Annotated in this window: 1 protein-coding gene; it reads left to right on the plus strand. The window is 65.0% G+C overall.

The genetic code is table 11. The features are described 5' to 3' along the window. Positions 1–80 precede the first annotated feature (80 nt). Entirely contained in the window at positions 81–13,046 is a 12,966-nt protein-coding gene (locus CRJ03_RS12230) for a PLxRFG domain-containing protein (protein ID WP_104019135.1), read from the plus strand. The last annotated feature ends 54 nt before the right edge of the window (positions 13,047–13,100 follow it).

Raw genomic sequence — 13,100 nt, forward strand, 5'->3', positions numbered from 1 at the left:
CCAGCCCCGTCTTTGCTAAGGTGCGCGAGACATACCGCGCATGATGTGTGGCCACCCTCCAACTCCGTAAGGGGAAAGCTGTGGCACGCAAGAACGTCTTTGCGCTCGATCCCGTCGAATATGAGCTTGAACGTCAGGAGGCCCAACGCCAGGGCCGCGGCATTTTCGAGGAAAAGAAGCCGAAGGCGCCCGCGCCCGCGCTCAAGCCCGACGGATCGCCGGATTACGGGCGGATTGCCACGGACACGCAGGTCCCGCGCAACCTCATCATTGCCCTCACCGACGCCGCCGGTCTCAAGAATGGCGCACAGAAAGGCGCATTCGCCACCGAGGCCGCCAGCCGGATCGGGCAGGAAATGGCCGCGGGAAAGGATGCGCGCGCCGCGCTGGCGTCCATTCTGGGCGAGGATGCGCCGGTCGATGACCTGATCAAGGCGGCCAAGGCCGTGCCGGAATACGACCGGATCGGGACCGAAGGGGACGAGGCGGCGCAGGCCGATCCCACGGAAAGTGGATCGGCGCTCGGCGATGCCGGAAAGCAGTTCGCAGGCGGCGTCGCAAAGGGCTCTGGCGCGTCGGTCGAGGGCTTCGGCCTTCTGCGCACCAGCCGCCTTTACGACCCGCTGAACCTCATCAACGACGAGGGCAAGGAGCGCGTCGGCGAAGCCACCCGATCCGTTGCCGATGCCATGCGGGAGTGGGGCGAGGAAACGCAGGCCGGTGTCAGCCCGCAAAGCCTTGAGGCCATCAAGGGGAGCACGCCCGATGGCGACCTCTTCAAGCCGTCCACCTGGTCGCTTGGGGAGAAGCCGTCGCTGCGCGGATACGCGATGCTCACGATGGACGTGCTGGGCTCGCTCGCCCCGGTTGTCGTGTCGTCGGTGATCGGCACGCCGGGCGCGGGTGCGGCGGTCGGCGGGATGCAATCCGGTGGTGCGGGCGCGGAGATGGCGCGCGAGATCGTCCAGAGCGCCGCGAAGGAGCGCGTGGAAGGCCCGGACGGCGAAATGATCTCGCGCCTCGAGGCCGACAGTTCCTATTACCGAGATCTGCGCGAACAGGGCGAGAGCCACGAGGTCGCGGTTCAGAAGACGACCGAGGCGGCAGAACGGCTCGCCGCGCTCTACGCCGCGCCCATCGGTGCGCTTGGTGGTGCATTCACCGGGACCCTTGTCACGGGCGGCATGCGCGGGCTGGCAGGGAGATCGGCCGCAACGCGCGTGGGCGGTGGTGCCGCGCTCGGGGCCGCCGAGGAATCGGCGCAAGAGGTTGCCGAGGGCATGGCGGCCAAGGCCGGGGCAGGGCAGGCCGCCGGCATGGATGTCGATGTGACCGAAGGCACCTTCGGCGACGCGATCCTGGGCGCACTCGGCGGCGGCCCGGTCGGCGCAGTAGGCGGGATTGCCACCGAGGGCCCCGCGACGCGAGACGAAGACGACGAGACCCCGCCACCCGCGCAACTGCCACCTCCTGACACACCGCCCCTGCCGTCACCTGAGCCCACCGGCCCCATCGGGCGGGCTGCGCAGAAGGCCCCGGGTATGCTGACCGGCGATTTCGAGGAAGGCACGCGCATCACGGTGCAAGGACAGGGGAGCAACCCGTTCGAGGCCGAGTTCGTGGAGGAAACGCCCAACGGCGTGCGCCTGCGCGACGAGACCGGCCCCATCCTGATCCCGCGCCAGGACATCGAGAGCGGCGCGGTCCAGATCGGGCAGGCCGAGCGCCGCACGCCCACCGGCATGTTCCCCGACATGAAGCCCGGGGCCGAGGTGGCGCTGCGCGACGCGGACGGGCGGGACTATACCGGCGTGTTCCTGCGTGAGGATGAGGGTGGCGTTGCGGTGCGGATCGCGGGGCAGGAGATTACCCTGTCGCCGCAGGAGTTCGACGAGGCCCGCGACGCGGCGCAGCGCGACGAAACCGACGCTCCGAAGGAGGCAGAGGCGCAGGATCAAGGCGCGGACGAGGCGGGAGCAGCCATCGAAATCCCCGAGGGCGTGGACCCGGGCGAGGTCGAGCAGATCGCGTCGGACCTGATCAACGAACAGGACATGGACCGCCCGAGCGCCGAGGCGCAGGCGATCCAGACGATCCAGCAGCGCATGGAGGAAGAGCGCGCCGCCGAAGAGCAGGCGGCGATCCCCGGCGCGCAGGACATGGCCGAACAGGGCGAGGTCACGCCGCCCGATGAGGGGCAGGCACAGGGGGAGGTCGCCCCGGTCGAGCCCCAGCCGCCCGCGTCGGTCGAGGGTGTCGACCCTGACCTCGACACCCCCCAATCCCCCGAGCTTCAAGCGGAGTGGTGGAAGAGCCTGCCCCGTCTGCGCAAGGCGGCGAAAGATATCGGAATGACCAAGGAGGCGCTGGCCGACGAATGGTCCGACAAGGGCGCGCTCACCGCCGCCGTGGACGCCGAGCTTGGTCGCCTCGGCGACACCGCGCAGCAATCGGGCCTGTCCCAAAATCCGGCACAGGAGCCCGAGAACGTCGATGACATCGACGTGGACGCCCTGATCGGCCAGAACCTTGATGAAATGGACGCTGAGGATGCCGCGCTTGTGGGTGATGAAAGCAACACAAGCGGCGTTGTGGAACAGGAACAGGGGGAAGGTGAACCACAAACTGACGAGGCCGACCCTGCCGCCGACATCGAACAGGCCGCGCAGGAGACCGAGGAAAACCCCACGCCCGCGCAGGCCGAGGCCGAGAATTACAAGACCGGAAAAGCCGAGTGGCAGGGGCGCACGCTCTCCATCGAGAACCGCAAGGGCTCTATGCGCCGCAAGGTCGGCCCCGACGGCGAAACCGCGTGGGAGGTCGAAATGCCCGCCCATTATGGCCGCATTCTCAAGACCGAGGGTGCGGATGGCGATCACGTCGATTTCTACATGGGCGACAACCCCGCCTCGGAATCGGTCTGGGTGATCGACCAGATGGACGCGGACACGGGCCGCTACGATGAGCACAAGGTGATGCTGGGCTTCGACAACGCCAATGCGGCGGCAGAGACCTACATGGACGGGTTCAGCGACGGCAAGGGGCCGGATCGCCTGGGCGGTATGCGCAAGATGAGCGTGACCGGGTTCAATGAATGGCTCGAGGGCGACACGACCGCGCCGGTGACACCGATGGCGAAACGGCAGGACAAGGACGCGGCGCAGGCAGGGGATGACACGAACCCGAAGGGCCCGCGCGTTGTCGTGAACGAGGTGGGGGCAGATGGGCTGACAGAGAGCGAGCGCGCCGCAGGAAAAGCGCCGCTCGACCTTGTGACGGTCACGGACGTCTACGGCGACACTCACCGGGTCAGTAAACGCACGCTCGACTCGGATCGCCCCATGCTGCGCCGCTTCAATGCCAATGGCGAAGAAATCGACGGCTCGCTCCTGTCGCGCGATAATATCGACACAGACGGGACGGGGGTCACTGCCACCTTTGCTGATAGCCCTGTGATCGGCGGTGGCCGCACAGCAGACAAACCCCTTGCCAGTGAAGCCGCGATAAAGCGTGCGATCAGAAAGCGGGGGCAGAAGGTCGAGGATTTCGATATTCAGGAGGTCAACGGCGGCTACCTGGGTGTTCGGAAGACCGGGTCAGAAGCCGCCGAGGCCGAGGCGGCGGGGTGGACCGAGGACGCCACGCCGCCTGATGAGCCGCAGCCGCGCGAAGCGGAAAGCGTTGACGTGCGGACACTTCCCGGCAAACACGGCAAGGTGGACACCAACCTTGTGAAGATCAACATGCGGAAGTGGCCGGAGGGCTATGACGTAACAGGGTCATACGATATTCCCGGCTTTGCTGGCGGCACCCTTTCCACGCCTTACCGCCAGTTCTATCCCACCAAGCACGAAGCGGCGGCGGCAGCGCTGAAAATGAGCGTTGGCCGCAATACATTCCCCGATGAGCCCCGCGCTCCGTTCCCGACCCAAAAGCATGTGTCGGATGGAAGGAAGATTCGTCAATTCCTAGAAGAGTTGGCGACCCCGGAAGCGTGGGCCGCCGAGGTCGAGGCTGAAAGTCCAAGTGTATCGATTGAACAGGACGCGGAAAATCGCTCCACTTCGACCGGCGACGCCCCCGCAGAGACCGTCGAGGATATCGACGTCGATGCGCTCATCAGCGAGAACCTTGACCAGATGGAGGCCGAGGATGCCGCCGAATCCGAAGCGTCCACGAGCGACGAGCAGCGCATCACAGACAGCTTCCTCGAGGCATTCCGCGCCGGGGAACGGTTCGCGCGCATCACGCAGGCCCGCAAGCGCGCGGGCGAGGCGCTGGGACGCGATATCGAGGTCTCGGATTTCACGATGCTCGAGGAAGCGATCGAGGCCGCCGTCGTCATGCGGGCGCGCGAGATCGTCGCGGGCGAGAGCGATCCCGTCACCGTCTATGCCGACCTTCTCGACCTCTACGACGCGCAGCCGATCCTGTCGGAGCGCACGCCCGAGAAGATGCGCAATCAGGCATATTCCACGCCCGCCCCGCTGGCCTATGTCGCCTCGCGGCTCGTCGGGATCGGCGACCGGACGCGCGTTGTAGAGCCGTCGGCGGGCAACGGGATGCTCCTGATCGAGGCCGCGCCCGAGAACGTGCAGGCCAACGAGTTGCAGCCGCACCGCGCTGCACAGTTGGAGCGCATCTTCCCCGGTTCCGTGAGCCAGGGCGATGCGATGGACATGACGGCCGCACCGTTCGACGTGCTGATCACCAACCCGCCTTTCGGGCGCGTCATGAACGAGGACACGCGCCAGAAGAAGGAGTGGGCCTTCGGCGACACGGGCGTCAAGACCAAGGAAATTGATCACGCGATGGCGTATCGCTATCTCGAACAGATGCCCGACGATGGCCGCGCCGTCCTGATCGTGGGCTCCGTGAAAAAAACCGGGGACCGCAAGAAGAATTACCAGGAGCGGTCGAAACTCACCTTTTACAAGACCCTTTTCGACCATTACAATGTAACCGAGCACTTCACGGTCAATGGCGACCTCTACAAGCGGCAGGGTGCGGCATGGCCGGTCGATGTGATCGTGATCGACGGGCGCGCGCCCTCTGCCCGCGCCTATCCGATGGCAGAGCCGCCCGAGGTTCTTTCGACCTGGGCCGAGATTGGAAGGAAGCTGAACGATGCCCCTGACGTGGACACCACCGGGCGCGGACCCGGTGACGCAGTCGGTGGAGGTGCCGAAGGCGATGGACCTGACGGTGGAGCAGTATCACCAACTGGTGATGCAGCGGGTCAACCGGATGCGGGACGAAGCGACCGACCCAGCGGATCGCGCGGCACTGGCGGACTTTCTGTCGAACCGGGGCGCGGAGCCCGCGGCGACACTGGTGGGGATGGTGAACCAGTTGGAGGAAACGGCCAACCTGCCGTGGAGCCTGACGCCGCCCCGGACGTTTCCGGTGAAGAAGGAAGACCTGAAACTGGAACGGATGGAGCGTCCGAACCTGTCGGCGTTTCTGAACGCCATCGAGAGCCGGGGGGCGTAGGGCCCCGCACCGCCGGTCAGGCGGCGCAGGAGGGCGTCCAGAAGACCGGCGATGCCGTGAAGGACGCCGGGGCCGCGATCAAGGCCATCCTCAACGCAAAGATCGACCCCAACAAGACCGGGGCGATGGGTGCGGGCTTCCTGCAAGACGTCTACGAGCAGATCGAGCCGCACCTGAAATCCGCTTGGGACAACGTCACGGGCGCGGCCAAGGATTTCAAGGAGGCGGTGGGGCTGTTCCTGCGCGCCGTGCGCGAGCAGATGGGCCTGACCACCGCCGAGTTGCGCAACCTGCAACCCTACCTCGCGAAATTCGTGGAAGACGCGAAAGCCGCATGGGGCAAGCCGAAGTCCGAGCGTGGCCCGGCGCGCGAGAACACCGAGGCCGAGACAGACTTTCAGGTGGCCTACCAGCCACGCTCGTCGGCACAGTTCCGGATCGGCTCCCTGGTCCCGCGCGCGATGGAGCAGGCCGCCCAGGAGGCGCTGGACAAGATCGAGGCCAAGCACGGCCCCGTTGACAAGTATGTCGCGAGCGAGCTGGGCTATGATCTCGACGACATGCTGGGCACGCCCGAAAAGAAGGGGTATTTCGCCGCCGAGCAGGTCGATGCGCTGGCTCTGGCGATCAACAACGTCAGTCAGGGCAAGGGCTTCATCATTGGCGATCAGACCGGAATCGGCAAGGGCCGGTTCGTGGCGGCCATGCTGCGTCATGCCGAGAAACAGGGGAAGATCCCGATCTTCGTGACCGAGAAACCCGGTCTCTATGCCGACATGGTGCGCGATCTGCGCGATATAGGCATGGCCGACGCGCAGGACGGGATCATCGCGACGAACAACACGCTCGACGCCATCCCGATCACGGGGCCGGATGACACCTTTACCAGGGCGGCACCGAAGGAGCGAAAGGCTCTCTTCAACGCGCTGATGTCGGGAAAGCTGCCCGAAGGCAAGCGGTTCGTGTTCACCACCTACGACCAGATGCAGACCGCGCAGGGCAAGTGGCCCGAGCGCGCCAACGCGATCCGCGCTGCGGCCCCCAATGCCGTCATCATCATGGATGAAAGCCACAACGCGGGCGGCAGCGCGGGCGCGTCCCGCAACGTGCGAGAGCCCGGCGCGATGCCGGAGAACCGTGCCGAGTTCTTCCGCGACCTGGTCGATATGAGCGCGGGATCGGTGTTCTCGTCGGCGACCTACGCCAAGAACCCCACGGTCATGTCGCTCTACCGCTCGACCAACCTGAGCCTTGCGCTGCCAGAGGGCAGCCGCATGGACGATCTCGGCCCGGCCATCGAGCGCGGCGGCGTGCCCCTGCAACAGGTGATTGCCAATGCCATCGCGGGCGACGGCCAATACCTGCGGCGTGAGAAATCCTTTGCCGGGATCGACTTCAACTTCACGCACGAGCTCGGCGACGACAACCCGATCAAGGTGGATCGGGATATGGCCATCAACGTCTCGCAGGTGATGGGCGAGATCGCGATGTTCGACTCCGAGGTCATGTCTGGCGTGCGCGAGAGCTTCATCGCGCAAATCCAGGGTGAGGGCCTGATGGCGGGCAATGACGGATTCGTCGGCCCGGATTCGATCTCCAAGACCAGCGACAACCCGTTTGCGTCGAGCTTTCACAACCTCGTCAGCCAGTTCCTTCTCGGCGTGAAGGTGAACGAGGTCGCCGACATGGCGATCAACAAATGGAAGGCCGGCGAGAAGCCCATCCTCGGCGTGATGAACGTCAACTCGTCGGTGATAAACGAGTACATGGCCGTGAATGGCATTCATGAGGACGGCCAGGAGGTCGATCTGAATTTCACGACCATCGTGGACCGCTACCTCGAGCGCCTGCGCCGCATCAAGATCGAGAAATCCGACAACACGCAGTTCTACTACACCATGACCGACGCGGACATGGGCGACGCCGCCGCGGCGGAAATGCGGCGGGTGCGCGATCTGATCTACAGCCTGCCGATCGAGGACATGCCTGGATCGCCTGTCGATGCGATGCTCGACCGGATGCGCGCGGCGGGTATGAAGGTCGATGAGATCACGGGCCGCAGCACCGTGATCGAGGACGGCCGCCGCGCCACACGCTCGCCGGGGCAGGGCGAGAACAAGCGCCGAATGAACGAGTATAATTCCGGCGCGCTCGATGGGCTGGTGATATCGTCATCCGGGGCGACGGGCTTTTCCATGCACGCGACCGACGCACCGAACAACGACGGCAAAAAGCGGCACATGATCATCGCCCAGCCCCATGCCGATATCAACGTGTTCATGCAGATGCTCGGGCGCATCAACCGCACCGGCCAGACCGTGTTGCCGGAATACACGCTCGCAGTCTCCAACCTGTCGCTCGAGCGGCGCGTGGCGGCGATCCTGTCGAAGAAGATGGCGTCGCTCAACGCCAACACGACAGCCGCGAAGCGTGGGGCGACGTCGCTCGGCGATGGCGCGGATTTCATCAACGAGGTGGGCGATCACGTCGTGCGCCGCTACCTTGCCGACAACAATGATCTCGCCATCAGGACGGGCCTTGTCGAGGGCGATGCCGACGGTGACCAGAACGGCAAGATCGAGGGCATTGCCAAGAAGCTGACCGGGCGGTTCGCGTTTCTGCACCCCGACGAGGTGGACCGGCACTACGAGGCCATCGGCTCGGCGTTCCGTGACTACATGGCGCAACTCGAGGTCGAGGGCAGCAACCCCCTCGAGGCGAAAACCCTCGACCTCGAGGCGAAGACCATCAGTTCTTTTGTGCTGTCCGAGGGTCATGGCACTGATAGCCTTCTCGATGCCGATCTGACGCTCGAGAAGATCGACGCCAAGAAACCGGGCAAGCCGTACACCGCGCAGCGTGTCGATGAGCTCGTCAACGAAGGGCTCGACGGCAAGACCCCGGATGCGTGGTTGAAAGATGCACAGGACGCGCTCGACGCGAAGATGCCCGCCTACCAGACCAAGCTCGAAGAGGACAAGGCGGATCGTGAGAAGAGGCTGGCCGCCGCGCAAGACACCGCGAGGCAGGCCGAGGCCGCGATCCCACGGCTGGAAGAATCCCTCGAGAAGGCAAAGGTTGCGCGCGACGAGGTGAACGCGGCGGACGACGACGCCAGAAAGGCGGCGGCGGATGCCGTCAAGAAGGCCGACAAGGCGCTCTCGCAGGCGCGGCGTCACGTCACCAAGACCAAGCGGGACGTCGAGAAGGCGGCCGCGCTCATCGAGGACGTCGAAAACCGCATGAAGCGGCAGGAGCAGGCGGTCGCGAGCATCAAGACGGCGCTGGAAGGCGTTGTCCCGGGGGCGACATACCGCATCACGACACCGTCCTTTGACACTCCGGCGGTGGTGATCGAGACCGATCTGTCCCAGCAGGGGGCAAACCCGACAGCGGCGGGCGCAATCCGCGTGCGCTTTGCCGTGGCCGACAACATGCGCGAGATCGCCTTCTCGCTCAACCAGATCATGAACCAGAGCGCCGAGGCGAACATCACGCCTGATCCCAACCTCAACTGGAAACCGGCGTTCACGGCGGGGCAGAGCGTGTCGCGCGAGCAGCGGTGGATGGCGACAGGCAACCTTATCGCCGGGGTCGACCGCTTCAAGAACAGCACCGGGCAGATCGTGATCTACACGACCGCTGATGGGCGTCAGCGCACCGGGCTTCTCATGCCCAAGAAATTCGACCCAGCACAGGAGTTGGACAAGGAGGACGTCCGTTTCCCCGACACCGCGACGGCGGCCGCGTTCCTGCAACAGTATGATGCGGTTCTGAAAACCGCCGACAAGAACGTGAGTTTCCAGCAGGACGGCGCCGACTTCAAGCTCCGCGTGGGCAAGGCGCGGGGCCGGGCCTTCTTCTTGCTCAAGGCGGTGCAGTCCTACATCCGCGATTTCCGTGACACCGGGAAGGGCTATGTGGGCCGGATCAATCGCGGTGATCTGAAAACCGTGCTCGACATCTATGCCGATAATCTCGGGGTGTCCTATGTCGCTGACAATTTCAAGGATGCGGCGCGCGAGGTTTCCGGGCAGGAAACCCCTGATTTCGAGGCCGGGGCGGGCAGCGAGGTAAAGGCCGCACGCGGGCGGCGCGCAGGCGCGGGGAGCACGACCTTCACGGAAGAAGGCGCGCGCCAGTTGCGCAATGACCTCGAGGCCGAGCTTTCGCGGTTCGTCAAGTCCGGTCGGATAAAGCTGCGCCTGGCCGGCGGCTTTACATATGGCGGCTTCACTCTCGACGGGTTCTTCTACGACAACGTGATCGGTGTTGGCGCCAAGGCCCCGGAGGGGCCGATGGGCATTCTGCGCCACGAGATCATCCACGCGCTCCGCAGCAAGGAGCTTTGGGGCCGTGATTACGGCCTGTTCACCAAGGACGAATGGCGCACGCTGGCCAAGGCTGCCCGGCGCATCCCGCATATCCGCGAGCGTGTCGAGCGTGAGTATGCCGATCTGAACACCGCGGGCCAGACCGAGGAAATGATCGCCGAAATGTTCCGCGAGTGGATGCAGGAGCGCGAGACGCGCAGCGAGGCGGGCAAGGCCCTCGACAAGCTGCGCCGGATCATCGAGGCCATCGCGAACGCTCTGCGCCGCAACGGGGCGAACGAGGCCGCTCAGGTGATGGAGCGTATCCGTTCGGGCGAGGTTGGCGGGCGCGGCCCGGACGGCCCCGGTGGGCCAGGTGCTGGGGGCGTCAAGGCCAGCCGCCGTCGCTCCGACCCGTCATCGCCGCGCGGTGTGCCGCACCCCAAGCCCCGCCAGTGGCGCAAGAAGGGTGGTGACCTCTGGCGCGATTTCCTCTCCGATGCGATGGGGGGCGGCCCGCTTGGTAAATACAACCTCCTGGCGCTTGTTCCGGGCCGACCGCTCTTTGAAGAGCTCGGGCGCAACCTGCCCGGCGCACAGACCTATCTGCGTCTCAAGGAAAAGATGGACGCAATGCGCCAGGAGTGGCACGCCAAGACCGACACCGTGGCGCGCGAGTGGATCAAGCTGGGCAACCAGAATACCGAGGCCAATGGTCGCCTCATGGACCTCATGCACCGCGCGACGCTGGCTGGCGTGGACCCATCCAGGGACTTTGATCGCGGCAAGTATGACGATGATTTCGCCGATCAGCGCTACATGACGTGGCTGAACCTGCGCCGCGAGTTCGAGGCGCTGCCGCGAGACTATCAGCGCATGTTCCGCAAGGTGCGCAACGAATACAGCAACATGGCCGACGAGTTCGAGAAGGCCGTGATAGAGAACATCCAGACCGCGCAGAAGGTCGCCCTCAAGCGCGCCCAGAAGGCCCATGACAAGGAAATGCGTCGGATCACCGACGAGGGCCTGACCGGGCAGGAGAAGCAGGACGCCATCGACGAGGCGAAGCACATGCTCGGCCAGGCGAAAGCCCGCATGGGCTGGGCGCAGAACGCGCGGGTAGCGGAATTGCGCGCGCAGTTCGAGTCCAACCGTCTCTCGGGGCCTTATTTCCCGCTGGCGCGTTTCGGCAAATATTTTGTGGCCGCACGCGACGAGAAAGGCCGGGTAGTCTCCTTCTCGCGGTTCGAGAAACAGCGCCAGCAGCGCGACGAGGCGAAGCGCATGGAAGCCGAGGGCTACGAGGTGGAGCGCGGCGTGCTGGGCGAGAGCGACGCAGATCTCAAGAAGATGGTCGATCCGTCCTTCGTGGCCGATATCGAGAACCTTCTGGGGACGTGGGATGTGGACCCGGCCGTCATGGACACGGTCTGGCAGAAATGGCTGGAAACGCTGCCGGATCAGTCGATCCGCACCAGCCGCATTCACCGCAAGGGCCAATCGGGTTTCAGCAAGGATGCGCTGCGCGCCTTCACCCACCATATGTTTCACGGGGCACACCAACTGGCCCGCCTGAAATACGGGCTACAGATGGAGGACGCGGTCAGCGACGCCTACGACGAGGCCGCCCTGAGCCGCGACGCGAACCGCGCGACGCTCGTGGTCGACGAAATGAACCGCCGCCACCAGTACACGATGCAACCCAACGTCGCGCCGTGGGCCAGCGGGATCACGTCTTTGGCGTTCGTTTGGTATCTCGGGGCAACCCCGGCAGCGGCGATGGTCAACATGACGCAGACGACCGTCATGGGCGTGCCGCTGATGCGCGCCGCCTTCCAGGGCACCAGCATTGGCGAGATCGGCAAGCAGTTGGGCAAGGCCAGCATGGATTTTGTGCAAGGCCGGGGGTCCGCCGACAACTCGCCGCGCCTCACCGAGGATGAAAAGGCCGCACTCGACGAAGCCTACCGCCGGGGCACGATCGACAAGACGCAGGCGCACGAGCTCGCGAGTGTGGCCGAGACCGGGATCGAGTATAGCGGGACGCGCGAGAAGATCATGCGGTTCTTCTCCTATATGTTCCACAAGGCCGAGGTCTTTAACCGAGAGGTCACGTTCCTCGCCAGCTATCGCCTCGCGCGCGACAAGGGGCTCATGCAGGAGAAGGCCATCGACCGCGCCGCCTCGCTGACGTGGAAAATCCATTTCGACTACCAGGGCAGTTCCCGCGCCCGGTTCATGCAACCGGATTTTGCGAGGGTGCTCCTGATCTTTCGACAGCACAGCGTGAACCTTCTGTATCGCCTGTTTCGCGACACGCAGCAGACGTTCGAGGGCAAGACCGAGGCCGACCGGCGCGAGGCGAAAGCGCAGCTTGTCGGCATCACCCTGTCGATGATGGCGCACGCCGGGATCACCGGCACATGGGGCTACGGGCTCATCACTATGCTCCTGAGCATGTTCTTCCCCGGTGACGATGACGATATCGACGAATGGCTGCACGACGCGCTTCTGCTCGAGGGCAACGGCATGGGCACGGCGGCGTGGAATTACACGATGGGCATGGCGCTCAAGGGCGTTCCCGGCCATGTGACCGGCGTGGCGCTGTCCGAGCGCATCGGTATGCCGAACCTGTGGTTCCGTGGGCCGTTCTACGACATGGAGGCCGCCGACACGTTGCAGCACTATGTCCACGAGGCGCTGGGGCCCGCGGCCAGCATCTTGTTCAGCATGGGGCGCGGTATCCAGCAGGTCTCGGAGGGCAACGTGTGGCGCGGGGCCGAGTCGATGGTGCCGAAGATGGCGAACGACCTGTCGCAGGGCTTCCGCTACGGGCTCAATGGCGTTCAGAACAGCAATGGCGATCCGATCCTCGAGGACGTGTCGCCATACCAGGCCATCGTGCAGGCCGTGGGTTTCACCCCGGCTCAACTGGCCGAGCGGTATGACGACATGAGCCGGATGCGTGACATGGAGCGCCAGATCGAGCAGGAGCGGTCCTCGCTGCACCGTGAGGCAGGTGATGCCGTCATGGACGGGAAGGGGCTCCCGCGACACGTCCTCAAGAAGATCAGGGCGTTCAACAAGGCGCACCCCACCTTCCCGATCACGGGCGACACGCTGCGCCGTTCCATGAAGTCCCGCAAGCGGTGGAGCGAAGGCGTTGCGGGTGGTATCAATATCAACCCCCGACTGCGCTCGCAGATCGAGGAAGGCATGGCCCCTCGCCTCTACGAGTAAGGTGGCGGGTTTCGCGCGCCTACTTCATGTGGTATGGATAGGCCAGCAACGCGC

Origin of the sequence: Roseovarius nitratireducens (assembly GCF_002925845.1) — a bacterium.
GTDB classification, from domain to species: Bacteria; Pseudomonadota; Alphaproteobacteria; order Rhodobacterales; family Rhodobacteraceae; genus Roseovarius; species Roseovarius nitratireducens.